At 43.0% G+C, this 25763-nt stretch carries 27 protein-coding genes and 1 riboswitch; of the genes, 6 read left to right on the plus strand and 21 right to left on the minus strand.

What is annotated here, in order from left to right:
- Positions 1-5: 5 nt before the first annotated feature.
- Positions 6-686 carry a metal-dependent hydrolase gene (locus ACIQYG_RS02395; RefSeq protein WP_402835309.1) on the minus strand — a complete coding sequence of 227 codons (681 nt, stop codon included), beginning with the start codon at positions 684-686 and terminating at the stop codon, positions 6-8.
- Between the two features lie 120 nt (positions 687-806).
- On the opposite strand from ACIQYG_RS02395, the gene ACIQYG_RS02400 reads away from it, so the two are divergent.
- Entirely contained in the window at positions 807-1904 is a 1098-nt protein-coding gene (locus tag ACIQYG_RS02400; RefSeq protein ID WP_402835310.1) for a M24 family metallopeptidase, read from the plus strand.
- Positions 1905-2052: 148 nt separating this feature from the next.
- On the opposite strand, the gene ACIQYG_RS02405 is transcribed toward ACIQYG_RS02400, so the two are convergent.
- Positions 2053-2199: a hypothetical protein gene (locus ACIQYG_RS02405; RefSeq protein ID WP_402835311.1), complete on the minus strand. Its 147-nt coding sequence runs from the start codon at positions 2197-2199 to the stop codon at positions 2053-2055.
- A 527-nt stretch (positions 2200-2726) separates the two neighbouring features.
- Between ACIQYG_RS02405 and ACIQYG_RS02410 the strand changes: the two genes are divergently transcribed.
- The gene (locus ACIQYG_RS02410) at positions 2727-3161 is read left to right on the plus strand and encodes a universal stress protein (protein ID WP_076366253.1); all 435 of its coding nucleotides are present in this window, start codon (positions 2727-2729) and stop codon (positions 3159-3161) included.
- 56 nt (positions 3162-3217) lie between these two features.
- Here ACIQYG_RS02410 and argH read toward each other — a convergent pair whose 3' ends face one another.
- Both argH and ACIQYG_RS02420 read right to left on the minus strand, forming a co-directional pair.
- Positions 3218-4600, minus strand: a complete 1383-nt coding sequence (gene argH, locus ACIQYG_RS02415) for an argininosuccinate lyase (protein ID WP_402835312.1) — start codon at positions 4598-4600, stop codon at positions 3218-3220.
- Entirely contained in the window at positions 4597-5802 is a 1206-nt protein-coding gene (locus ACIQYG_RS02420) for an argininosuccinate synthase (protein WP_402835313.1), read from the minus strand. Before ACIQYG_RS02420 ends, argH begins: the two co-directional genes overlap by 4 nt.
- Before the next feature lie 213 nt (positions 5803-6015).
- Between ACIQYG_RS02420 and ACIQYG_RS02425 the strand changes: the two genes are divergently transcribed.
- Positions 6016-6330, plus strand: coding sequence for a hypothetical protein (locus tag ACIQYG_RS02425; RefSeq protein WP_402835314.1), 315 nt, complete (start codon positions 6016-6018; stop codon positions 6328-6330).
- Positions 6331-6387: 57 nt separating this feature from the next.
- Here ACIQYG_RS02425 and ACIQYG_RS02430 read toward each other — a convergent pair whose 3' ends face one another.
- From ACIQYG_RS02430 to ACIQYG_RS02445, 4 genes are all read right to left on the minus strand, one after another.
- Positions 6388-6900, minus strand: coding sequence for a MogA/MoaB family molybdenum cofactor biosynthesis protein (locus ACIQYG_RS02430; RefSeq protein ID WP_402835315.1), 513 nt, complete (start codon positions 6898-6900; stop codon positions 6388-6390).
- Positions 6897-7739 (minus strand): EcsC family protein, encoded by an 843-nt coding sequence (locus ACIQYG_RS02435; RefSeq protein WP_402835316.1) that lies wholly within the window; start codon positions 7737-7739, stop codon positions 6897-6899. Before ACIQYG_RS02435 ends, ACIQYG_RS02430 begins: the two co-directional genes overlap by 4 nt.
- Positions 7740-7949: 210 nt before the next feature.
- Positions 7950-9155: an acetate kinase gene (locus tag ACIQYG_RS02440; RefSeq protein WP_402835317.1), complete on the minus strand. Its 1206-nt coding sequence runs from the start codon at positions 9153-9155 to the stop codon at positions 7950-7952.
- Positions 9156-9333: 178 nt separating this feature from the next.
- Entirely contained in the window at positions 9334-10320 is a 987-nt protein-coding gene (locus tag ACIQYG_RS02445; RefSeq protein ID WP_402835318.1) for a class I SAM-dependent methyltransferase, read from the minus strand.
- A gap of 490 nt (positions 10321-10810) precedes the next feature.
- On the opposite strand from ACIQYG_RS02445, the gene ACIQYG_RS02450 reads away from it, so the two are divergent.
- Positions 10811-11122, plus strand: a complete 312-nt coding sequence (locus ACIQYG_RS02450; protein ID WP_095390785.1) for a hypothetical protein — start codon at positions 10811-10813, stop codon at positions 11120-11122.
- 169 nt (positions 11123-11291) lie between these two features.
- Here the strand turns inward: ACIQYG_RS02450 and tpx are convergent, their stop codons facing one another.
- The 5 genes from tpx to sppA form a co-directional block, all read right to left on the minus strand.
- Positions 11292-11792, minus strand: a complete 501-nt coding sequence (gene tpx / locus ACIQYG_RS02455) for a thiol peroxidase (RefSeq protein WP_034309176.1) — start codon at positions 11790-11792, stop codon at positions 11292-11294.
- A 180-nt stretch (positions 11793-11972) separates the two neighbouring features.
- Complete coding sequence (ytfJ, locus tag ACIQYG_RS02460) at positions 11973-12455, minus strand: GerW family sporulation protein (RefSeq protein WP_402835319.1); 483 nt, start codon at positions 12453-12455, stop codon at positions 11973-11975.
- A gap of 15 nt (positions 12456-12470) precedes the next feature.
- On the minus strand, positions 12471-13163 hold the full coding sequence (locus ACIQYG_RS02465; protein WP_402835320.1) for a DUF2953 domain-containing protein: 693 nt from the start codon (positions 13161-13163) through the stop codon (positions 12471-12473).
- A gap of 99 nt (positions 13164-13262) precedes the next feature.
- A complete protein-coding gene (locus ACIQYG_RS02470; RefSeq protein ID WP_402835321.1) occupies positions 13263-13802 on the minus strand; it encodes an RDD family protein in 540 nt (179 codons plus the stop codon).
- A 13-nt stretch (positions 13803-13815) separates the two neighbouring features.
- Entirely contained in the window at positions 13816-14817 is a 1002-nt protein-coding gene (sppA, locus tag ACIQYG_RS02475) for a signal peptide peptidase SppA (RefSeq protein WP_402835322.1), read from the minus strand.
- Between the two features lie 206 nt (positions 14818-15023).
- Between sppA and ACIQYG_RS02480 the strand changes: the two genes are divergently transcribed.
- On the plus strand, positions 15024-15824 hold the full coding sequence (locus tag ACIQYG_RS02480; RefSeq protein WP_402835490.1) for an NAD kinase: 801 nt from the start codon (positions 15024-15026) through the stop codon (positions 15822-15824).
- Between the two features lie 36 nt (positions 15825-15860).
- On the opposite strand, the gene ACIQYG_RS02485 is transcribed toward ACIQYG_RS02480, so the two are convergent.
- From ACIQYG_RS02485 to ACIQYG_RS02505, 5 genes are read right to left on the minus strand one after another with little or no spacing between them, the layout of a single operon-like run.
- Positions 15861-16631, minus strand: a complete 771-nt coding sequence (locus ACIQYG_RS02485; protein ID WP_402835323.1) for a TatD family hydrolase — start codon at positions 16629-16631, stop codon at positions 15861-15863.
- 17 nt (positions 16632-16648) lie between these two features.
- Positions 16649-17392, minus strand: a complete 744-nt coding sequence (locus tag ACIQYG_RS02490) for an ABC transporter ATP-binding protein (RefSeq protein WP_402835324.1) — start codon at positions 17390-17392, stop codon at positions 16649-16651.
- A complete protein-coding gene (locus ACIQYG_RS02495) occupies positions 17376-18158 on the minus strand; it encodes an ABC transporter permease (RefSeq protein WP_402835325.1) in 783 nt (260 codons plus the stop codon). The genes ACIQYG_RS02490 and ACIQYG_RS02495 overlap by 17 nt, the downstream gene beginning before the upstream one ends.
- Positions 18155-18439, minus strand: a complete 285-nt coding sequence (locus ACIQYG_RS02500) for a thiamine-binding protein (protein ID WP_034309193.1) — start codon at positions 18437-18439, stop codon at positions 18155-18157. The genes ACIQYG_RS02495 and ACIQYG_RS02500 overlap by 4 nt, the downstream gene beginning before the upstream one ends.
- A gap of 11 nt (positions 18440-18450) precedes the next feature.
- Positions 18451-19446 carry an ABC transporter substrate-binding protein gene (locus ACIQYG_RS02505; RefSeq protein ID WP_402835326.1) on the minus strand — a complete coding sequence of 332 codons (996 nt, stop codon included), beginning with the start codon at positions 19444-19446 and terminating at the stop codon, positions 18451-18453.
- A 133-nt stretch (positions 19447-19579) separates the two neighbouring features.
- Positions 19580-19689: riboswitch (TPP riboswitch) on the minus strand.
- Between the two features lie 314 nt (positions 19690-20003).
- Here ACIQYG_RS02505 and ACIQYG_RS02510 point away from each other — a divergent pair.
- A complete protein-coding gene (locus ACIQYG_RS02510; RefSeq protein ID WP_402835327.1) occupies positions 20004-20831 on the plus strand; it encodes a protein-glutamine gamma-glutamyltransferase in 828 nt (275 codons plus the stop codon).
- A gap of 77 nt (positions 20832-20908) precedes the next feature.
- Here ACIQYG_RS02510 and rarD read toward each other — a convergent pair whose 3' ends face one another.
- From rarD to mbcS, 3 genes are all read right to left on the minus strand, one after another.
- Positions 20909-21838: an EamA family transporter RarD gene (rarD, locus tag ACIQYG_RS02515; protein ID WP_350299719.1), complete on the minus strand. Its 930-nt coding sequence runs from the start codon at positions 21836-21838 to the stop codon at positions 20909-20911.
- Positions 21839-21903: 65 nt separating this feature from the next.
- On the minus strand, positions 21904-23505 hold the full coding sequence (locus ACIQYG_RS02520; protein ID WP_402835328.1) for an amidohydrolase: 1602 nt from the start codon (positions 23503-23505) through the stop codon (positions 21904-21906).
- A gap of 152 nt (positions 23506-23657) precedes the next feature.
- The gene (gene mbcS, locus ACIQYG_RS02525) at positions 23658-25241 is read right to left on the minus strand and encodes an acyl-CoA synthetase MbcS (RefSeq protein ID WP_402835329.1); all 1584 of its coding nucleotides are present in this window, start codon (positions 25239-25241) and stop codon (positions 23658-23660) included.
- Positions 25242-25763 lie beyond the last annotated feature (522 nt).

A 25763-nucleotide genomic window follows, 5' to 3' on the forward strand; every position in this document is an offset into this window, starting at 1 on the left:
TCCTTTTAAAAGTCTATTTCATCCCCGGCTTCCATGATCAGTCCATTTCCATCTTCAAGCAAGTCGATGAATTTTTCAGGATCCTGTTTAATGACAGGGAAAGTATTGTAATGAATCGGCACGACTTGTTTGGCTTGAAGGAATTTCGCTGCAAGTGCTGCATCTTCCGGGCCCATGGTGTAATTGTCGCCGATTGGCAAGAATGCCAAGTCAATCGGATGTCGTTCGCCTATCAGTTTCATATCGGAAAATACCGCTGTATCCCCTGCATGATAGATCGTTTTCCCTTCTATCGTAAGCAATACGCCAGCAGGCATTCCTAAATAAATGATTTGCCCCTCTCCGTTATTGAATCCCGTTCCATGGAACGCTGGCGTCAGTTTCACTTTTCCAAAGTCGAACTCGAAAGCTCCGCCGATGCTCATCCCATGGGTCCTGACTCCTTGGGCACCCAGGTAGTCGGCAATCTCTGCAATGCCGATGACAAGCGCATCATGCCTTTTGGCCAATTCAACCGTATCACCGACGTGGTCATTATGGCCATGTGTTAAGATGATCACATCCGGTTTCACATCTTCGACCTTCAAATCGGTCAATTCGTTTCCAGTAATGAATGGATCGATTAAAATCGTTTTACCATTCGTTTCAACTTTTACAACTGCATGTCCATGAAAAGATACTTTCATTTTTGATGCTCCCTTCCCATACCCACTAATTTTATTTAAGTAGCTTTCTTAGGCCTTTCCCATTTACTATACTTTTAAATATTGCTAAGGTAATTATATCTTATTAATGGAGGTATCGTCATGAATGAACGTTTGACAGAACTACAAAATTGGCTACAGGCGAATGAGGCTGAAGCCGCTTTACTTACATCTACAGAGAGCATTTTCTATTTGAGCGGGTTTTTTAGTGATCCTCATGAAAGACTGCTGGCACTTGCCATTTTTGCAAATGCCGAACCATTCCTTGTCTGCCCGCAGATGGAAGTTCCGGATGCTAAACAGGCTGGATGGGATGGAGATATCATCGGTTACACCGACATTCAAGATCCTTGGGAAAAAGTTAAGAAAGCAGTCGAGGATCGCGGTTTAACCATTCATACAATGGCCATTGAAAAAGAGCATATGAATGTGGAACGTTATGAAAAGGTCCAACAACACTTCGGAGCACCGAAGCTCGTTTCAGCAGAAGAAAAACTTCAAAGGATGCGAATGATCAAGTCGGAAGATGAAATGGTCAAAATCCGTGAAGCATGCCGCCTAGCCGACTTTGCGATTGAAGTGGGTGTCAGCGAAATTCATGAAGGTAAAACGGAAATGGAAATCCTTGCAGCGATAGAATACGAATTGAAAAAGGCCGGAGTCAGCCAAATGTCTTTTTCCACCATGGTCCTGACTGGTAAAAATGGCGCTTCTCCGCATGGCACACCAGGGAATACGAAAGTTCAGCGCGGCGACCTTGTCCTCTTTGACCTGGGCGTCGTTCATGAAGGGTATTGCTCTGATATCACTAGAACGGTTGCTTACGGAGACATCAATGATAAACAGGCAGAAATATATGAAACTGTACTTAAAGCACAAGAAGCTGCCGTTGCAGCCAGTAAACCTGGTGTATCCTGTTCCGAGATAGACTTGACTGCCAGAAACATCATCAGGAATAAAGGATACGGTGAATTCTTCCCGCACAGGCTCGGCCACGGACTTGGAATCAGCGTCCATGAGTATCCATCCTTGACTGAAACGAATTCCCTCGAACTTCAATCCGGAATGGTTTATACCATCGAACCTGGCATATATGTTCCGAATGTTGCAGGCGTCAGGATTGAAGATGATCTACTGATCACCGATACCGGCTGTGAGGTTTTGACCAAATTCCCGAAGAGCCTGCAAATCATAAAGTGATAATGAATTAACCATTTAATATAACGAAACCCGGATACCCCAGCCTTCATTTAAGGTGGGGGTATTTATTCAACATATTAACTAATTGGTTCGAAGTTCATACTTCATTGCTAGATCACTGCCGTCAACCCAAATGACCAGCCATTCACTATCTATTCTTATGATTCCCTCTCGGCACCGAGATAATAAACCATAAATATTCCGTTTCTGTTGGTGACCCTAAATGCGTGATCACTTCTTCTTTTGTCTTGCCTATCAATTCATGTTCATTGATTAAGTCATCTACCAGGTACACTCTTCCTTCATCATCATTTAACCATCTTTCAGTGGTGAACCTTGATTCATATTCATTTACCCCTAACCTAAAAGCAAAATAAATATAGAAGAGAAAAGCCTTGATATGAGCATAAATCTATTTTTGATTTTTCTTTTATTTTCCTTATCGGTATATTTCCATGAAATCCATTGAAAAAATAGTAAAAGAACAAATGGAAGCAGTAGTGCTGATTTACTCATTAAACTGATTGAAGCATGTACAAAATTGATGTAAAAAATATAAATGAAATAGATCAATGCATACAAAAGCACGTATAAAGATAATGCAGTTTACGATTCTTGAAACACTCATAGAAAAAAACTCAAGTGTTACTTCCTGCCATGATTCATTACATCATAATGAAGTTGGAATCATATTGTTTCATTTGTCGATTTCCAGATCATTGGCAAAAACATTCGCTAATTTGTTACAATTGAAATCAGTTAGATTAGGTAAATCATTGTATAATAGGAATGAAATAGAAGGAGGAGATTCACTTGAATAGTATAGATTATAAAAATATTCTTGTAGCAGTGGATGGTTCGGAAGAAGCAGAGTGGGCTCTAAAAAAGGCAATCTATTTAGCAAAACTCAGTGACGCTACCCTTGTGCTCACGCATATCGTGGATACAAGGAATTTCCCTACTGTCGAAGCTTATGATATGACTATCCGTGATCACTCTGAAACCTTTGCCAATGAGCTATTGGACAAGTATAAAACGGAAGCCATTGCATCCGGGATTGTAAAGGTCCAAACAGAAGTTGCCTATGGTTCTCCCAAAGTTCAAATTCCAAGGGATTTAGCGAAAAAGCATTCGATCGATTTAATTGTATGCGGTGCAACGGGCCTTAACGCAGTCGAACGTTTCCTTATCGGGAGCGTGTCGGAAGGCATCGTTCGCCATTCTAACTGTGATGTAATGGTCGTGCGTACGAACTGATAAAAGAAAATGATATATAAAAAGCTCGTTCGCCAAATTGGTGAACGAGCTTTTTCCTATAATTCACTTACCAGTTTTTCCGCTTTTTCAATCGCCAGCAAGACTTGGGCAAAGCCTGTACCGCCCGCACTGTTACGGCGTTTAACTGCCTCATAAGGATTTAATGCATCATAAATATCTTGATCAAACAACTCGGAAGCTTCCTGGAATTGTTCAATGCTCAGGTCCACTAAATAGCAGCCATTCTGGACACAGAACAATACAAGCTTCCCGACCACTTCATGCGCCTCACGGAAAGGCATACCCTTTGAAGCCAGGTAATCAGCTAATTCCGTCGCATTCGAGAAGTCATTTTTTGTTGCTTTTTCCATTACTTCCGTTTTCACTTTCATCGTTGAAATCATGCCGGCAAATATTTTAAGTGAACCAACAATGGTCTTAACCGTATCAAAAACGCCTTCTTTATCTTCTTGCATATCTTTGTTATAAGCAAGCGGCAGTCCTTTCAAAACAGTCAATAACCCTGTTAGGTTCCCATAAACCCGTCCTGTTTTACCACGGATCAATTCCGCCATGTCAGGGTTTTTCTTTTGCGGCATGATGCTGCTTCCCGTGGAAAACGCATCATCCAATTCAATGAATTGGAATTCCTGGCTTGACCAGAGAATGATTTCTTCGCTGAAACGGGATAAATGCATCATCATTGTCGCACTGTTGCTCATGAATTCAATGGCAAAATCACGATCACTCACCGCATCAAGGCTGTTTTCGTAAATTCCCTCAAACCCCAATAGCTCCGCACTGAGGGCACGATCAATCGGGAAAGTCGTCCCAGCTAATGCCCCAGCACCCAATGGGGAAATGTTGATCCTTTTGAAACTCTCGGTGAAGCGCTGCTTATCACGCTCAAGCATCCAAAAATAAGCCATTAAGTGGTGGGCAAATGAAATGGGCTGTGCACGCTGCAAATGTGTATAACCCGGAATTAGTGTTTCCACATTTTTCTTGGATTGTCCCAAAATCGCTTTTTGCAAATCATTGATGAGTTCCAGAATCACTTTCGTTTGGTTCCGCATATACAGATGAAGGTCGGTTGCAACTTGGTCATTACGGCTTCTTCCTGTATGAAGCTTTCCGCCAACCGGACCGATTTCGCTTATTAGCATACTTTCCAGGTTGAGGTGGATATCTTCCATCTCAACCTTAAAAGTTAATTTACCCTTCTCAGCTTTTTCCTGTAAACTTTTCAGCCCCGCAATGATCTGATCCGCATCTTCTTCAGGTAAAATGCTGCATTGCTTTAACATGGTTACATGAGCTAAACTGCCTTGAATATCTTCAAGGACAAGTTCCTGGTCAAAGGAAATGGAAGCTCCAAATTCATCTACCCATTCTTCGGCAGATTTCGTGAATCTTCCTCCCCAAAGCTTGCTGCTCACACTGTCACCTTCTTGTTATTGACCATGCTGTTCACTTTCGTTGGAAGTCCCCATAACTTAATGAATCCAACTGCTGCATCATGATCGAATTCGTCTGCTTTTGTATAGGTAGCCAATTTTTCGTCATATAGGGAGTACTCGGATTTTCTTCCTTCAACAATCGCATGACCTTTGAATAGTTTCACACGGACTGTACCCGTTACATTCACTTGTGTTTCTTTCAGGAATGCAGCCAAAGCTTTTTGAAGCGGAGAGAACCAAAGTCCCTCATAAATCAATTCAGTCATTTTCTTCTCGATCACCGGTTTGAAGTGAGCCAGTTCTTTTACAAGCGTGATATCTTCAAGTTCTTTGTGTGCAGCTATCAATGTCATCGCACCAGGAGCTTCATAGACTTCACGTGATTTGATTCCTACTAATCTATTTTCAACGTGATCGATACGTCCAACTCCGTGTTTGCCGGCAATTTGATTCAACTCGACGATCAGGTCAGCCAATTTATAGTTTTTATCATTCAATGTAACCGGCACACCTTGTTCAAAACCAATCTCGATGATATCGGCAGTATCTGGCGTACATTCAAGGCTTGCAGTCAAATCATATGCCTCTTCCGGCGGAGCTGCCCAAGGATCTTCCAGGATCCCGCATTCATTACTTCTTCCCCAAAGGTTTTGGTCAATCGAGAACGGGCTCGCCATGCCAATCGGAACTGGAATGCCATTTTTCGCTGCATATTCAATCTCCTCTTCACGAGACCATTTCCAGTCACGAACAGGTGCTAGAACTTGCAAATTAGGGTTCAAGGCAGAGATGGATACTTCGAAACGCACTTGGTCATTTCCTTTTCCCGTACAACCGTGCGCAACGGCTACCGCGTTTTCCGCTTCAGCCACTTCCACTAATTTCTTCGCGATCAGCGGACGTGATAAAGCCGATACCAATGGATATTTCCCTTCATACAAAGTATGCGCCTGAAGAGCCGTCAATGCGAATTCATCAGCGAATTCGTCCTTCGCATCAATGACATATGAACTTACCGCACCAACAGTGATCGCTTTTTCTTTAATGAAGTCCAAATCTTTTCCTTCTCCGACATCCAGGCAGCATGCAACAACCTCGTACCCTTGATCTTGTAACCATTTAATTGCAACGGAAGTATCCAAACCTCCGGAATATGCTAAAACAACTTTTTGATTTTCCATTTCCATCGTCCTTTCGTGTGAATAAAAATTCATCGTTTGTTATTTTTATTCAATCTATGATTAGTACTTTATCATCTTTATTAATGGAATACAAGGGGTATTTTAAAGATTTTGCTAAATAATCCGCTAATATTTTCAAGGAATTTACACATTGGCTGGTTCCGCGGGAATATAGTAAACTAGGAGTATGATAAATCGAAAAACGGAGGGCATATGAAAGAACTATTTATCTATGATGAAAGGCTCGGCATCTCAATTCCCGATTTGAATCTGGAGTGGGATGAATATACAAAAGGCGAGCAACAGCAAATACTCGTACATTGGGAGAATATCCGCGGAAGTATCCCGGACCGCATCAAGGAACTGGAATCCACGATTAACCGTAAGCAGTTTCGGCTCTCCGATGAGAGTAATTTCGCCAAATCATGCCAGCTCAATTCCGAAATTGCGGAACTTGCTTCCATCATCAATGATTTATGGCTTTGGTATCGTGCCAATCAAGCCGTGACGGAAAAGATGCATAATTAAGGCCTATTCCATGCAAAAAAAGCCACAGTTTAAAACTGTGGCTTTTTTGCATCCTTCTTATAAATCCTTGCGAAGTTCACCGACGACATGTCCCAATTCCGGAAGAATCAATTTATTCATCGCAAGCCGAACCGCCCCTGATGAACCTGGGGTGGAAAAAACTGCTTTGTTGTTCACGACTCCGGCAATCGCCCTGGATAGGATGGCAGCCGAACCGATATCCTCTTGATAGCTGAGCATACGGAAAATCTCGCCAAAACCGGGAATTTCCTTGGTCATCAATTCTTTGACCGCCTCGATCGTTACATCCCTTTTGGCGATGCCAGTGCCTCCATTTGTTAATATGACATCGACCGTGCCGCTTTGGCTGCCAGAAGTGATCGCATCCTGAATCGCTTTCCGCTCATCTTTAACGATTACATATTCCGTCACTTCATGACCACTCGATTTCAATAATTCCTTCATCAGTGCTCCGCTTTTATCCGTTTCTTCATCACGCGTATCGCTGACGGTTATCACCATGCAGCGAACTGCCTCCGTGACGGCTTTTTTATGATTTTTGACACTCATTCTCCATCAGCCTTCTTATTCAGTAAATAACGATATTGATAGAATTTCTGGGCAAATTCACTTACATTCCGGGTCATTTGATAATTGGATCCAGCCCCGATGGCCATGCTGATGAACGGTATGCCCCGAACCTGTTTTTTCCGGAAAACAGTAATGGATAATGCTTTCAACAGCTGCTTGAGCGGCTGTTCCATCCAGGTAGGGTTTGTCAGTTCTTCGATTCCTAAATAAAAATAATCATCTTCTGCGGTCTGGACCTCGCGGATCAATTCTTCCCAGGCTATTCCTTGGAGCCTCTTTGGCATCGCTCCTGCATTGAATACCTTAAGGGCCAGCATCATTTCAAACGGTGTATTCACCTCGACACCATAAGACATTGCAATCAGCTGTACGATCCTGACATTGATGACCGTCATGGCCGGAATATCGCTCCCCAGCAGAAGCAGGCCTCCTGATCCGCTCATCCCGCCTTGTGCAAATGAATATAAGCGATGCTTAGCGATATGCTGATTGGCTATGTAATTCAACTGATCGATCGATAAGTGATTCAAATCACTCAACGTTTCGATTTCTTCATTAAACACGCGCGCAGATGCTAAAATCCGCTCTCTTGCATCTATTTGAACTTGTGAGCTCTGAACCATTGCATGCAAATGAAAAAGCCAAGTATCAAGCTTTTCAAAAAACTGTTGTTGGACGTTTTCCGGAAGCAGGGCAAACCCCTGCTCCAACCATTTATCATACAATGCAGCAAGATCCGTTGGCTCATATTGATAAAGTTTTTCCTGCCATTCACTTATTTCATTCCAAACTTTCATTTCCCGGTTCGTGAATTCCATGCATCAAGCCTCCTATGTACAGAATTGGTGGATTCTCCCTTAAGTATACCATAGAAGGAAGCTTTTCAGAGAATAGATGATGGCGATCCAGCTATGGATTGCGCGGACATAAAATCCATGAGCAGGCGGATTCCGATGATGAAATTTGATATACTGCATTCACTGGAAATACCCCTTACCAGAGAGATAAGGAGATCAAAAAACAGGAAGTCATGTTTTCCAAGTTTCGTTCAAAGCTATTTTCACGGTATCCCTGACAATCATGATTTCTTCATTAGTTGGGATGACCATGACTTTCACAGGGGAATAAGGTGCATTGATGAACGCTTCCTTGCCCTTGGTTCGATTGAGATCCTTATCCCAATATACCCCCATGAATTCAAGTCCTTCCAAGATTCGCCCCCTAATCGTTTGACTGTTTTCACCGATGCCCGCTGTAAAAATGATGCCGTCCACACCTCCCATTTTAGCTGAATAGGAGCCTATGTACTTGTGAATCCGGTCTGCAAATACTTTAAGTGCGAGTTCTGCCCGCTCATTTCCTTTATCCGCTTCAACTTGAATATCGCGCAGGTCGCTGGAAAATCCGGAAAGGGCTAGCATGCCGCTTTTCTTATTCAGGACATCAAGCACTTCATCTGCTGTTTTTCCCGTCTTCTCCATGATAAAAGGAATCAGTGCAGGGTCGATGTTCCCCGAACGCGTTCCCATGGTAACACCGGCCAATGGTGTAAATCCCATTGATGTATCAATTGATTTGCCGCCCTTTATGGCCGTAATGCTTGCACCATTCCCTAAATGGCAGGATATCAGTCGAAGCTGTTCAATTGGGCGGCCAATCATTTCGGCGGCACGCTGCGATACATATTTATGTGAAGTACCATGAAACCCATACTTCCTTATTCCGTAATTTTCATAATATTCAAGAGGTAAACTGTACAAATAGGAACCTGCTGCCATCGTTTGATGGAAGGCAGTATCGAACACCGCAACCGCTGGGACATCATCAAGTATTCGCCTGAAGGCTCGGATCCCGGTGATATTGGCAGGATTATGAAGGGGCGCCAACTCGGAAAGCTTTTCGATTTGCTCTATTACGTCCTCCGTGATCAAGAACGAGTCACTGAATACCTCACCGCCATGCACCACCCGATGCCCTACACCATCTATCTCTTCAAAGGAGTCAATGATGCGATGGTCAATCAGCTTTTTCAATAAAAGCCCTACAGCCACTTCATGATTGGGTATATCCATCGTTTCAGAAACCTGTTCGCCTTCGACGCTTAAAGTGAATGCGGAATTTTTCAAGCCGATTCTTTCTACAATACCTTTTGTAATTACTTTTTCACAAGGCATCTCAAAAAGCTGAAACTTCAATGAAGAGCTGCCCGCATTAATAGCCATGACTTTTGACATCGATCCCGCTCCTTTACTCTAAGTTAGTTCTTCAATGTTCATCTCAATGAAACGTGCAGTGTATTGTACAATCTTATCATGGCAAGCAGTTTCAACCAAATAATAATGAAAAATTGCAAATTATCACTTTTTCAACAAAAAAAAGAAAGCCAATGCCTGCAGCATCAGCTTTCATTGACTATTTTTCCTCTTTAAACCAATCATCCATCTGTTGCATGACAGACCTTGTCGCTTCGAAATCCGACAACTTCGGAAGCTGTACGAGCAATGCCTTCTTCGGAGCTTCGATACCCTCTTTTTTCTTTTGAAGGATCAGGATGCTTTTGGCAGCCGCTTCACTCTTGAACATGGAAAGCGGCAGTTGCACCATCCCTTGGATATGTGTATGCTTCTTCAGGAAATCATTGAGTTTCGGAGCTTCCTCCGAGACGAACAGGTTATTCGGGACAATGAAGAATAGGTGTCCGCCATCCTTCGCGTGTTTAACACCTTGTTCAATGAACAAATGATGTGCATATGAATGGCCCTTATCGGCCTTCAATTCATATTCAGCTGCACGCACATCATTCGGGTAATAACCAATCGGCAAATCACTGACCACGACATCTGAAGGATCGATGAAAAGCGGCTCCAAGCTGTCCTGATTGAAAAATTCCAGCGGATGTTCTTGCAGGTTGGCACCTGCATAAGCTAGCCTGATCAATGTTTCATCAATCTCGACACCATATGAAGCGATGTTTTTATCAGTAAGTTGATTCATGATCGCAAATAGTAAGTTCCCCGTCCCAATGGCTGGATCGAGCATGACTATCTCTTTTTGGTCCTTGGTGAATTTACCGACTAAATAGCTGACGAACATGCCGACTGCATCAGGGGTCATATGATGATTCGGCTGGACGCTCTGCTGCATGCCTTTTAAAATTGCAAGCTGATACGCTTTACGGATTGCTTCCTTCTCATATTTCTCTGGTGAAAAATCTGCATAATGCTTCGTTAACCTTTTCTTCGATACTTCACTGATTTCCTCCTGCAGGACTTTGCCTTGGAAGAAATTCTCGCCCGTTTCACCCAGGGCATCCAGATACGTACATGATAGTTCACTTTGCAATATTTGGGCTGTTTCATCAAATTCATAAAATAATTGTTCAACTGGGGTAGACTTCACTTATTAATTCCTCCTGTTTGCTTCTGTCCCTATTTTAAAGGTAAGACGAAAGAGATACAAGCTGTACGTCCTGCTCATCATTCTTCGTATGTTTAACATGCTTTTGAAAGTCCGCCTATAACGAACTCGCGCGAGCAACTCTTTTTCAAAATTCAGGCGTAAATAAAAGGTATGTAGGGCTGTTGCCCTGTATTAGGTATGGTTTCTATCTAAATTTTATTACAAAGTTGATTGGAACGTAAGGCGCGAGACTCCTGTGAGAAAAGCGTGTCCAGGGAAGACCCCGCAGGTGCATAGGCGCCGAGGAGGCTTCGGCGGACCTCCCTCGGAAAGCGAGTGCCTGGGAGCGGAAATCAACGTCCAAATTGTACAAGCCAAGAAAAAAACTATGACAAACTCGATGAAAATGATTTTGTCTGCAGTTTTTTATTACTTGGATAGGCTCAATGAATGCCCAAACGGAATACCATGCATGAGGTGGTGATTATATATGGATAATCAATATCAAAACTATCATGGGCAGGTTAATCCGATAAATCAGCAACATGATATTCAGTCAGCAGATGAATTTAACAGGCAACAACAGGGGTTTCAACAAGGTTTTCGACAAGGATTTCGACAAGGGTATCGACAAGGGTATCGAGAAGGATTTCGAGCAGGGCAACAAGCTGGGTTTTTCCCAGGACCAAGACAAATGCCGTCGTGGCCTAATGAAATTGACATAAAAGTTGGAACACCTAATGGTCAAGAGTGGTCTGGCAAGGTTGTTTTACCACAAAATGGTCCGACTTTCGAGCCTTGACTGAGGCCAGCATATAACTCGTCAACAGGAAAGAACTGAATCGGCCGACACTCAGAAATTAATATAACCACAACTCAATTGAAAATTAGAGCCTAAAACAACAAACATCAAAATCAACATTAAAACAAAAAACCGGGCACATTGCGCCCGGTTTCTTTGAATTCACATCTTATTTTGCCGCTTTCGCCGCTTCGATGGCACCTTCGTAATTTGGATGGTTGGTACCTTCGCTCACATATTCCACATATGTGATTTCATCAGAGCTGTTCACAACGAATACAGAACGGGCCAATAGACGAAGTTCCTGCATGACGACACCATATGCTTCACCGAATGAAAGGTCACGGTGATCGGAAAGGACTTGAACATTGTCCAAGCCGCTGGCAGCACACCAGCGTTTTTGCGCGAAAGGAAGGTCGTTACTGATCGTCAGTACTTTCACATTATCCAATTTTGCCGCTTCTTCATTGAATTTACGTGTCTGTGCATCACATACGCCTGTATCCACGGATGGAACTACGCTGATAATCCGGACAGAACCTTTGGAGTCGCTTAAAGTAACCGGTGATAAGTCATTAGCCAATACTGTAAAATCAGGTGCTTTGTCCCCAACTTTTAGTTCTTGTCCCACTAAAGTGATCGGGTTGTTTTTAAATGTAACTGAAGCCATTAATAATTCCTCCCTTTTCTGCTATATGTACAAGCATAATAATATTTGTTTTGCCGGAATTTTGCAAATAATTGAATTAGGAAATGTGAATGTTGCTTGCACATGTCCGACATCCAAGCTTTTTTTGGTGTAATGGAAGACTTCAGGAAAAAGAAAAACTCGGCGGATGCCGAGTCGCAATTAGAAATCTATATCCTGTTTAGGTTGTTGGTACCTCTTTACAGCTGGCTGACTGCCGCCTTGGTTTTGATTACTGCCTTGCTTTTGATTACTGTCTTTCTTGGATAGCATGGACTGTATCTTATCGACGACTTGAGGAGCTAAATCCATCATTTTTTCGAGAAGGTGCGTCCCTTCATCGAGATGAATCATTTTCACTCCATGGGAACCGACAATCAAAAAGGCAATTGGTGTTATGGAAACCCCACCGCCGCTACCGCCGCCAAAAGGCTGCTTGGAACCACCTTGCTGTCCTTGATGGTTTCCATCCATCACAAATTCGCTGCCACCGGCTGCAAAACCAAATCCCACTTTGGATACGGTTAAAATGACACTTCCATCCGGAGTTTCCACCGGATCCCCGATGATCGTGTTCACATCGACCATTTCTTTAAGATTTTCCATCGCTTCTTTCATTAAACCTTGGATTGGATGATCTGACATTTAAATTCCCTCCACTCAGAACGATTGTTTATTGGAATCACCTGATAGCTTCGCTAATTTCCTCGACTTGAAATGCGGCTTTCCGCCTTTCCAATAACGAAGCAGTTTTATTCCAGTCACCATAGCCTGCCCGATTCTGAATTGTAATATGCAGGAAATCGACGTGTTTGCCTGCCATCTCTGAAAGTCTGGTGTAATGGAATAGGAGGGCATGATCCGAAAGTTGAAATAGGTTGTCAGCAAACCGATGATGGAACCTTTAAGCGCCCAGCATGCACCAGTTAAAACACCGGTGTGTGCAGCGTTTTTAGTACCGACCTTACTATGCCAGGTGAATTTTTTGACTTGGACTTTCCCGGCGAATTGACGGACGATCTTATGAAATCCGATTATATGCTGAAGCATCTCCAGAATGTCTGCGAATCCGTCACGCAAATCTTCGGCTGTAATCTTTTTCTTTTCTTCCTTTTTTGTTTTTCCGTTCATTTCTTGCTCTTCCTTTACTACTACAGTGGTCGAGTCATCTTCCATTTTGATGACCGGAACCTTGAATGTATAGTGAAAAAGCCCATACCAAGCCGATAATTTAATATGTATTAGGTCATTCGTTTGGATACGTTTGTAATCGATGGACACTCTTACTTTAGTGAAAACAACAATAAGCAGCACCAAAATGAGGATACCTATAATCAACAAAAGCCACTTCATGCACCCACACCCCTTCAGCCTATCATTATCGGCATCTGCAAAAAAAATAAACCTGCAAAAGCGAAAATCACGCTCTTACAGATTTATGAATGGAAGAAATCATCTTCTGATCAACACAACGCCCGTGTCTGCAAAGACATCATGCAAAGCCTGTTTCTTCGGTAATAGGCCTGCCAAGAGATAGCCAATCCAAGTGACCTTTGAAATATAGCGGCCAATCAGCTCCCTGAACAATATCGTACCCCATGAAATGGTTTTTTTCTCTTCCTTCAATGCAACGACTTTCAGTCCAAAAATCATCTTGCCAAGGGTTTGGTTCAAGAATTTGGTCATCAAAACAAAGTATAAGAAGAATACGACCCCCGTTAAGAAGCCCTCTGCGGAGAACCAGAGGTCATCTGTCCCTTCATAAAATTTAAAGATGGGATGAATCAAAATCCGGTTCAAGCTTCCGATAACCAGTAAATCGGCTAAATAGGCCCAAAACCTCATCCAAAAACCAGCAAAATGCACTTTCTTGACTTCGTCATCATCCACTGCCTTTTTGGCTGTTGTAAATTCCTGCTGAACGGGAACCTCTTGATCTGCCATTAGATTGGATGAAGCGATTTGTTCATTATTTTCATTTCGTTCCGTCATCAATTCAGCCCCCCTATTCCGCATACAAATACATTAGGCGTGGAGAATTTGAAGAGGAAAGGATTTTTGTCAAGACTGCCGTTTCCACATCATTTCCCAACATTTTTTGCGCACCCATACTGAATAATGAACTGAAGCCTACCTCATCTGTATAACGGATAACTTGAGCATCCTTTTTACCGATATCAGTTTTCATAGCGGCAATTACATCATCCAAATGGCCGAAATCATCGATAAGATGGTTTTCTTTAGCCTGGCGTCCATCATAAATGCGTCCATCGGCAATTTCCCTTACTTCCTTCTCTGTCATACCGCGTCCGTCTGCAATGATTTTTACAAATTGATCATAGGAATTATCGATCATGTCTTGGAGTATTTCACGTTCTTCGCCTGTCATTTCCCGGGTTGGACTCATAATATCTTTGTGTGGTCCGCTTTTGATGGTTTGGAACTCAACACCATACTTCTTGGCCAATTTCTCGTAATTATACCCCTGCATGATGACTCCAAGTGAACCCGTCATCGTCTCTGGGCTTGCATAAATCTTATCGGCTGGTGCAGAAATATAATATCCGCCTGAAGCCGCCATAGACCCCATTGAAACATAGACAGGTTTTTTCACTTTCTTGATATCAAGGATCTTTTCATGAATCTCTGCACTTTCGACGACACCGCCGCCTGGAGAATTCACCCGAAGGATGATTCCTTTGATATCATCATTTTCCTCTGCCATCTTCAGCTTATCCATGAAGGCACGGTGATTGTATGTTGTTGAACTAAGTAATGAGGCTTCCCCTGTATCTTGAATCGTGCCCTCTACATCAAATACGGCAATAACATTAGTGAAATCATCGCCTTCTATGACTTCCTCGTAAAATGCACTTTCGGAAGCAAATAATTCATCAATGATATTTTCCGTATCCGCTGTAAATAGAGTAGTGGCCGCCCCTACAGCAATAGAAACAAAAAATAAAACGGCTGCGATTCCAAGTGCCGCCCAACGCTTTCCATTCATCTGTTTTCCCCCTTAAATATATGTATCCTTCTTACCATACGAACTAATAACAAAAATGTTTCATTCCATGATAAACTAAGACATATAAAATTGTAGCAAAGAATCCTCTAATTGGAAATGCATTGGTCCATTTTGCACAATTTGCATGTATCGTAAACAGGATAAAGAAAGCCCTTTCATCACCATACATACTAGGGGGGAACATGATGAACACTCGAAGGAATATTTATTTTTTCCATGCTCCTAATGCAGAGATGCTAAGCAAGGTTGAATACTTGTCAGACTTGGCGAAGCAACATTCGTATGAAGTCATCCAGGATTTCACAAAAGCAAACATCATCGTAAGCATCGGTGATGACGGCACATTCCTGCAGGCAGCCCGTAAAACCGGGTTCAGGGATGATTGTTTATATGCGGGCATTTCCACCACAGGTAACTTGAATATGTATTGCGATTTCCACTTGGAAGATACGGATAAAATGATTGATGCCATGACAAGGGAGCAAATCGAGGTGCGTAAATATCCAACCATCGCTATCCAATTGGACGATCAGCCCTCCTTTTATGCCCTTAATGAGCTCAGTATCCGGTCTTCGATCACCAAAACGTTCATCATGGATATCTTCATTGATCAACTCCATTTTGAAACTTTTCGCGGGGACGGGATCATCATTGCGACTCCGACCGGAAGCACCGCCTATAATAAATCGGTCAATGGGGCTGTTGTCGATCCCCTCCTCCCTTGCTTCCAAGTGAGCGAGCTTGCTTCCATCAATAACAATACCTATCGGACCCTAGGTTCCTCATTCATCCTTAGCGGCGCCAAGACGTTGACCGTCCACCTTGAACAAAACGGACCAAGCTATCCGATCATCGGAATGGACAATGAAGCGTTAAGCATCAATCATGTCGAAAAGGTAAAGGTCCGGTTAAGCGGTAAAGTCATCAAGACCGTTAAGCTAAAAGACAATTCCTTTTGGGAAAAGGTTAAAAGGACCTTTCTCTAAACGAAATAAAGGTACCGGATATGATAACCGGTACCTTTATATATGATAAAAATCTTTCGTATTTTGATAAAGGATTTCATAGACATCCTCAATCGGCAATCCTTTAATTGAAGCAATTTGACGTACACTGTCATGCATCATGCCGGGATGGGTCCATTTCCCATTGAAAACCCCTTCAAACGGCCATGGTCCATCCGTTTCTATCATCATCAGCTTAAGTGGGTATGCCGAAACTAATTCCTGTACTTCCCTCTCATAGCAAACATCTGGTGTAATCGAAATGCGGTAGCCCTTTTCGGCCATTCTTTCAACTGTCCGGATATCGCCTTTAAACCAATGAAAGTGTGCCTTCGTGATTTGATGCTTATCCAAAAGGTCGCAAACGATGGGTGCATCGTCATGGACGGCATGAAGGATAACCGGCTTTTCAACCTCTTTAGCTAAGGCCAGGAACCTCTCCAGTATCACTATATATGCTGAGTTATCAATATCGGGATTTTCCTGCCTTAAGTAATAGGGCAGCCCAACCTCACCTATGGCAACCATAGCTTGACTATGTTCCCGCATCCAGCTCAATAATTCGTACACTTCTTCATCACTCGGGAGGGGCTGCTCTGGATGAAAACCAAAGGCAGGCTTAATTCGTGAATCTTTGAGTGAAAGCTGATAATTGTTAATCGAAGAAGCCAAATTCATGGAAACAGTCAGCAAGGATTCCAACTGAACCTTTTCCATGTCATTCAGGATCTGCTTCCGCTTAACAACATCATACTTATCCAAATGGATATGGCTGTCGATGATTCTCAAATGTAATCGCCTCCTACTTAAGTAGTGAAAGTTGGCTTGAGTGCTGCATATAATTCTCTCTTCAAATGAAAGAACTCATCACTAAGAAGCTGTTCTTCTCTTCTTGGCCTTGAAAATGGAACTTTCACTTCTTTGATGACAGCAGCCGGTTTTGCTGATAACACATAAATTCTATCTGATAGGAAAACCGCTTCATCTATGCTGTGAGTAACAAAAAGCACCGACCTCCGATTTTCTTCCCAAACCGACAACAGCCATTTTTGCATTTGCAATCTTGTCAGTTCATCCAAGGCAGAAAAGGGTTCGTCCAGGCACATCAAGTCCTGTGGACTTAAGATACTCCGAATGAATGCGGCCCTTTGCTTCATGCCTCCAGATAATTCACGCGGATATGCTTTCTCGTACTCTTCTAAACCAGCTTTCATCAAAAGGGATTTTGCCTTTTCTTTATCTCTGATCCCAGCAATTTCACTTCCAAGCAAAACATTTTCCAATACCGTTCTCCAAGGTAAAAGGGAAGGCTGCTGAGGCATATAGCTGATATGGCCCTTTAAGCCATTTATCTTTTTACCATCCAGTGAAATGATGCCATGATCAGGCTTCAAAATGCCGCCGATCAAGTGGAACAATGTACTTTTACCGCTGCCCGATGGCCCGAGGATCGTAACAAATTCCCCATCATTCACATGGAAATTCATATTCTCTAATATATTCTGTTTACCATCGAAAGAATAGGAGACGTCTTTAATTTCGAGCTTCATCCTTTTCGCCCTCCTTTCTCTTCCAAGAAACTAAGTATTTCTCCAGGAAGGTGATGATTCCAAAAAAGATCAGGCTCATTCCCATAATGATGAAAATGGCTACAAACACCCGATCTGTCCTGAACGCTGAAGAAGCGAGAGTCATATAAACACCAATCCCCGATTTTGCCCCAAGCCATTCCGAAATAACCGCACCCATTACACTATAAGTAGCCGAAATTTTCAGGCCGGAGAAAATGAACGGGATCGAGTGAGGAAGTTCCAGCTTCCAAAATAACTGGCTTTTCCCCGCTCCCATCATCTTGAAATAATGCTTAAGCTCGTATGGTGTCTGGCGAAAACCGTCCAATGATGCAACCGCAACCGGAAAAAAACATACCAGCGAAATCACGATTAACTTAGGCAGCATGCCAAAGCCAAACCAGATCACCAATAGCGGCGCCAAAACAATGATAGGTATATTTTGTGATAGTATGAGCAGAGGATAAACCGCGTCCTTTACACCTGGAAAAAGGTGCAGAATTGCCGCGATCAATAAGCCGATGCAGCTTCCAATAAAAAAACCCGACAACGCAAGCTCCGTTGTGGATATAAGGTGTCCGTAAAGATTGCGGGACGACTCAATTCCTTCAATGAAAATGGCCGATGGAGCGGGAAGCAGCCATTCTTCAACTTTCAATAAGACTGTCACTGACTCCCATACTATCAGCAACAATAATAAAAGAAAGAAGGGAGCCCCCTTCTTCCAAATTCCCCTTCCGATCATGCCCGATATTTCTCCGTTAACGTATCCATCGTAATCCCGCTTGGCTGATATAATATTTTCACTTGGGAAATGACGTTCGGCGATCCTATTTCAATCATTCTTACATTCATTTTTTCTATCACGGCAAAAAGTTCGGAAAGCTCCCCCTCCATTGTCGTTTCAAGCGGGTGAACCTCATACTTGACACCTGATTCTTCAATGATCTTGATTGCTTCATCGACCATAGGGATGACATTTTCCCCTTTAGGAATAATTTGTATACTAATTAATGAATTGGCCATTGTATTTCCTCCTATTTTGGTAAAAATTCATTGGTAAATGCCTTTTCAGGATCGAAATCACCTTCAAGAAGCTTATTTTCAGTCATCCACTCACTGTAATTCTTCCAAATTTCAAGCTTTTGTTCACCCCATCGCGGAGCATCATCCTGATACTTGGCTGCAAGCCACTCCTGGCTTTTCTTTACTAGTTTTGCATCAAGATCCGGTGCAGACTTAATTAACATGCCTGCTGCATCATCAGGATTCTTAATCGCATACTGGTACCCTTTCGAAGCTGCATGAACGAATGCTTTAACAGTCTCGGGATTTTCTTTTATCATCTTTTCATTTGTAGTCAAAACAGGTGTATAGTAATCAAGCTTATCAGAGTATTCGGTTAAGTAAACCATATTAAGCTTTTCATTTCGCAACTCAGCCTCAATGCCTGTCCAACCATAATAAATCCAGGCAAAATCTATATCCCTTTTAACCGAAGTGAAAAAATCCATATCTCCTGTATTGACTATGTCCACTTCATTTACATCCGCATTTTCTTTTTTCATGAGTGAATCAATTATGGCCTTTTCAACCGGAGATCCCCAGCCACCATACGTTTTCCCTTCAAAATCCTTGGGAGTTTTAATGTCCTTTGCCTCAGGGGAAGCGAATCCCGAGGTATTATGCTGGATGACGGCAGCTACCGAAACAATCGGCACGCCCTGCACGCGGGCCTGCGTTATGCCCTCCTGGTAGCTCACGCCAAATTCAGATTTCCCTGAAGCGACAAGCTTATCGGCTCCAGCTTCACCTGGCATGATAATTTCCACATCAAGACCTTGATCTTTAAAATAACCTTTTTCCTTGGCTACATACAATCCAGTATGGTTTGTATTCGGTGTCCAATCGAGCACGACCGATACCTTTTTTAATTCTTCATTTTTAGATGCTTCTTCTTTTTCATTAGTTCCGCCTGCTCCGCATCCAGCCAAAAGGAACAACGAAGTTAACAGTGGTAAGAATTTATTCAAGTCATTATCCTCCTACACATCTTATAAGTTCCATATGCCGGAACATAATGGGGCTTCAGGGTCTATTCAAATACTGGATAAAAAAGCAAAAAACGCCCGAAGATGAATTCGGACGTTAACATACAAAACAGAAAATCAGTAATAATATGTTCCCTCCGCTGGCATCATCCAGATCAGGTTCAAAGAGTCAGCATCTAAAGGATGCAATCTCAGCCAGCAGTACTGGCCCCCCTACATTTCTCGCACATATGAACTTTTCTCTCTCATTATATCAATTCATAGGGAAAAAGGAATACTAATTTGCTTCTTCTCACTAATTGGAAAGGTATTCCTGGCACTTTAGGATATCTAGCAAAACAGCTTTTCGAACGAAAATCATTGGAAGCAAACTAAGTCTGCCTCTTTTCATTCCAATCATTCTTGGCTGCAACGGTGGCGGACACGTTCCAAATAGTCATTTCTTTGCAAGCATTCATATAATGTGCATTACCTGTAGACATTTTTGTTTACTGGTTTTATTAAACCCTTAATTTCATAAGCAAAAGGTGGATATGATCATGATAAAGATTAATCAAAAATGGTTAGATGTCAGTCAAATCCAACCAGGTACAGCATCTGCTAAATCGCTTGAAACTCTTCAATGCTTGGCGGAAGATTCTAACGTTTTTGAATATCGGAACTTTGGGGATTTCAATTTCGAGATACAGCTGAGGAACCGAGTCATACAGGCAGCTATTGCGTTGGATAAAAGCGGTCCGGAATTTTCCACACTTGAGGAATCTCAATCCAATCAACAATATTGGCACCTTTCAAAGGATGGCACCTTTACCCTTCAGCCAGGGATCCTCCCCCATGCTGCACTCGTTGACATTTTCATGAATGGAAGGCTTTATGCCTTCGAATGCGGGACAGCGATAGTCGTCACTTTTTTAAAGGCGATTTTGGATTTAATCGGCCCTAGGAATTTCGACTATCTTTTTTCAGATCTATTTTTATATGATTGGCGCCCTCCAAGGAATATGGCTCTTATCGTTCACCAAGGACGGGATTATTTACCAGGTGATTGCGTTTACTTCAAAAACCCTGATCACGACGAGGCAACTCCTGAATGGCAAGGTGAAAATGCGATATTATTAGGAAATGGCCTCTTTTATGGCCACGGGATCGGGATTACCACTGCACAGGGAATCATCAATGAATTGAATAGCAATAGAAAGCCGTACGCCACCATATCAGCATTCCTGACAACGCATATCATTTTCCTGGATAGTTCCTTCTATAGACAATTCCAACAAAATTTCCCCCGTGCAAAGCCCGGTAACAGTCCTGCCAGCCTTTCCGATTGTATTGTCTCTGAAATAGGTTCGAAGATATACCTCTCATGACCCTTTAGTTCCCACGCCGTAAAACCACCGGCATAAAAAAAATGCTTGGGGAGAGATCTCCCAAGCATTTTTTCTTTTCACGCCCCAATATTCCCTTTGCCTTTGAACCTGCGTGCACTTGCCTGACCCCATTTCGTTATGGATAGTGTATAAACAGCCAAGGCTGACCATATGAACAAAAAGGCTAAAAGATGTGCTTTGGTGAAACTTTCATGATAGACGAATACCCCGATCAATAAAGATAAGGTCGGAGCGATATACTGAAAAATGCCAAGCATCGATAACGGGATCTTCTCCGCCCCTTTTGCAAAATATAAAAGAGGCAATGCCGTGGCAATACCGCCGCCCACCAACAGCAAGCTTGTGCTCCCATCTGTAAAGAATTGCATTTCTGACCGGTTCATCAAGTATATCAGGTAACCCAGGGCCAGGGGCGTTACCATCATCGTTTCGAGCGTCAGCCCGATCGCCGATTCGGCCTTGATCATTTTTTTTGCCAGACCGTATAATCCAAAGGTCATGGCCAAAACAAGAGAGATCCACGGGATCGTACCGAAATGAATGCCAAGGATCAAGACTCCGATTCCTGCAAGCAGGAATGAAATGATTTGGGCCCCGCTCAATTTTTCTTTTAAGACTATCACTCCCAATAGTACACTGACTAGCGGATTGATATAATATCCAAGGCTCGTGTCGAGGATGCGGCCAGAGTTAACGGCCCATATGAACACTCCCCAATTAGCTGTAACAAGCAGTGACGCCGTTAGTAATGCCGTAAAGAGTTTCGGATTTCCCATTATGTTTTTGACATAATCAAGAAACGCTTGCCATTTTTTCATGAACATCAATAAAACCAGCATGAACACGAAAGACCATAATACCCTCTGAGCTAAAATTTCTATTGCACCGACTCCCTGAAGGAACTTCCAGTAAATCGGCACAACTCCCCACATCATGTAAGAAAGGGCTGCATAAATCGCCCCTTCTTTTTGTTCATCCACTTTCATAACAAGCCTTCTTTCCATTAATTCCATCTAACAATTTTGTATTTCCATTTCTTTTTTTGCAACTGTTAATTTTTATCATACATGATTTTGTCATCAATGACCGTCATGACCGCCTCAGCTTTCAGGAGATCATCCGGCGCAACAGCAAAGACATCCAGATTAAACACGGTAAAATCGGCATCGTACCCTTTATTGATCACACCGCGGCGTTTTTCCTGCCTGATTGCTGCAGCACTCCCCTTGGTATACAGTGCGAAAGCCTCGTAAACGGAAAGCCTTTCACCCAAGCCATATACAGTACGGTCCTCACTGTTGATTTTCATCCTTGTGACAGCAGCATGAATGCCCAAAATCGGATTTAAGGGTTCAATGGGTGCATCCGATCCCCCCGCACAAATGATGCCCAAATTCAAATAGGTTTTCCAGGCATAGGAGAATTCCAACAGATCGGCAGGAACCTTTTCTTCCACCCACGGAAAATCGGATGGGACGAAACCCGGTTGGATATCAAAGATCACCGGCAGCTTTGCCGCCCGCTCCAACAGCTCCGGCCGGACAATCTGCGCATGGATGAGCCGGTCCCTCTGTCCCTTTTTCGGGGGGAGGGCTTCAATTGCATTCAAGACATATTCAAAAGCGAGATCGCCAATCGCATGGACAGCAATCGGCATTCCGGCAGCCCTTGCTTTTTTCACCCATTCCTGAAGCTCGTTTTCAGTGAATATCGCAACTCCATTCGTATTCTTTTGATCTACATAAGGTTCGCTCAACAAGGCTGTGCGTCCGCCTAAGGAGCCGTCGGTAAATATCTTCATACTATCGAATTTGATGTATCGCGTACCTTTCTGATAGCCGCCGCCTGCTGCCAGCATTTCTTCAAACGCTTCGTGATGGACGAGTAAGTTGGCGCGAAAGGCCATTTCCCGGTCCTCGATTACCGATTTAAACGCCTGATATGTCGGCATGAAGCCATTGTAGTAATGGAGGTCCTCAGTATGTCCGCCAGTCAAACCTAGCTTATATGCGTCTTCTATGGCCTCTGTGAGCGCGTTTTCGATATACTCTTGATCAATGCCGGGAAGGCTTTCTAAAATAAGGTTCTGCGCCTGACTTTCTTTAAATAGACCATTTAAACGTCCGTCAGGATAACGGCAGATCACCCCGCCTGGAGGTTCTTTTATATCTTCTTTAATATCCGCTTCCAAAAGGGCGCGCGAATTGACCACCAAGGCATGCCGGCAGATCCTTTTCAATACGATGGGATGATCTGCCGAAATCGCGTCAAGCTCATCCCGTAATATCAATTCAGGGCTCGGCCATTCATTTTCATTCCACCCTTCGGCAACGATCCACTTTCCGGCCGGGGTCTTTGAGCACTTTTCCTTCAAGGATTTCATGATCGACTCCCTGCTATCCATCAAAGAGAGGTCTAAACGAAGTAGCCTTTCACCATGCCCGACCAAATGAAGGTGACTATCCACTAACCCCGGAAGCATCGTTTGTCCTTTTAAGTCGATTTCCCTGGAAATATTGCCGGCATATTCATTTTTCAAATGGTCCAGGCTGCCGGTATCAACAATTACCCCCTTTTCGGTGTATACTGCCTCCACTTGATCATTTTCTTTAATCATCGTATAAATCGACCCATTGAACCATAACGTTCCCATTCCGGCTTTACACTCCTTATTAAATGATTGTTACTGTGCAGATATGCAGTAAGTGTACCATCTCATATCACGAATTCCCATATTTATGCTTTTACCCAAGCCCTTGCCAATAAAAAAAGCCAGCCTTGGAGGCTGACGGTCATGCATTTCGATCAATTGTTGAGGAGTGCTTCTTCCCTTTTCCGTAAATCCACCCGTTTGATTTTACCTGATGTCGTTTTGGGCAGCTCTTCTAAAAATTCGATTTTCCTTGGATATTTATATGGGGCAGTCAATTCCTTCACGTGCGATTGAAGCGTCTTGATCAAGTCCTGGCTGTTCGGATCGATATCATCCATCAAGACGACATACGCCTTGACCACATTTCCCCTTATTTCATCAGGACTTGCTATAACCGCACACTCTTTAACATATGGATGCTTAACGAGTGCATCTTCCACTTCAAACGGTCCGATCGTATATCCCGAGCTGATGATGATATCATCAGAACGGCCCTCAAACCAGAAATAACCATCCTCATCCTTTTTCGCTTGATCGCCGGTGATATAATAGTCCCCACGGAATTGCTGCGATGTCCGCTCGGGATCTTTAAAATATTCTTTAAAGAGAGCAGGTGTATCGACATGTACGGCAATATCCCCCACTACGCCTGGAGAACAGGGTTTACCGGAATCATCGATGATTTCGACATGGTTGCCCGGAGTCGGTTTGCCCATGGAGCCCAATTTAATATCCATGCCTTTCGTTACACCCACCAACAGGGTATTTTCGGTCTGCCCATATCCATCACGCACTTCAATCTGGAAATGGTTTTTAAAGACCTCGTACACTTTTTGATTTAAAGGCTCTCCCGCTGATACAGCACTATGAAGATGGGATAAATCATAGTCATCAAGGTTATCCACCTTTGCAATCAATCGATACTCGGTTGGTGTGCAGCATAATGCATTCACTTTGTAGTCCTGAAGCAGCTGAAGATATTTTTTCGCCTCGAACTTCCCATGATAGGCAAGGCCTGTCGCTCCTGTTCCCAGAACCGCCAGGAAAGGACTCCAGATCCACTTTTGCCACCCTGGGCCTGCAGTTGCCCAAACGACATCCGTTTCACTGATGCCGAGCCAGTTTGCAGCAGACGTTTTCAAATGGGCATAAGCCCATCCATGTGTATGGACGACCCCTTTTGGATTCCCTGTCGTTCCGGAAGTATACGATAAGAATGCCATATCCTCACTCTTCGTGTCGGCCATGGTCAGCTGATCGGATTCCTCATCTGCGAGCTCATTTAAATCCAGCCAATTTTCGATTCGTTTTCCGATTGAAAATTTCAGGAGGCTTTCCGCTCCTTCTATTTCATTCAATTCATCAGTATATTCATGATAACTGATGATTCCTTTGACATCACCATGGTTGACCCGATACTGCAAGTCCTTCGCACGAAGCATTTCAGAACAAGGTATGACAATCATGCCAATTTTCAATGCGGCTAAATACACTTGATAAGCTTCCACCAAACGAGGGATTATGATAAGGACCGTATCACCTTTACCCAGTCCTTTTTTCTTGAAAGCATTTCCAATTTTATTTGCACTTTTTAATAAATTCTCATATGTAAGTTGTTTTTTATCTCCGGTTTCGTTCTCCCAAAGTACGGCAACTTTACCTGGATCTTTTGCATAACGTTCCATTTCACTCACTAAGTTGTAATGTTCCGGAGCCAATAAGTCTTCACGCTTCATATTCTTCCCCTCCAATTATGAACTCTTAGTACCTACTCATTATACAAGAGAATTCTCTAAAATTTCTATTTATTTTTACAAATAAATAAAGAGAGCAGATGTAGGAATCCGCCCTCTTTAGCCTGTAGACAACTCAAAAGTGAGTTTGCCTGCAGTTTTTCTTTTTAAAAAATTCCAGCTGATTTCTGAAATCCGCTCCCTTTCCGCCGACTGCGTGCCAAACCTCATCAAAGCAAGCGTCTGTGGGGTCTCGGCTAACCAGTTTTTCGGCAGGAGTGTCGCAAATCTCTTCAATCCAATAAAGATTACAGTAAAAAACAGGAAGGATAATCTAGTCTTGTTTTAAAAGTATGGCTCGGCATTAGAGCATTCCGAACCTCCGATAGTAGATAAATTTTAAGAAAGCGAATTTGCCTGCGTTTTTCCTAAAAAAAACATTCCAGTAGATTGGAACGGAAAGCATGAGACTCCTGCGGGGAAACGTGTCCAAGGGAGACCCTACAGGCGCAAAGAGCGCCGAGG

Source organism: Peribacillus sp. NPDC096622 (assembly GCF_044762665.1).
Classification (GTDB): domain Bacteria; phylum Bacillota; class Bacilli; order Bacillales; family DSM-1321; genus Peribacillus; species Peribacillus frigoritolerans_B.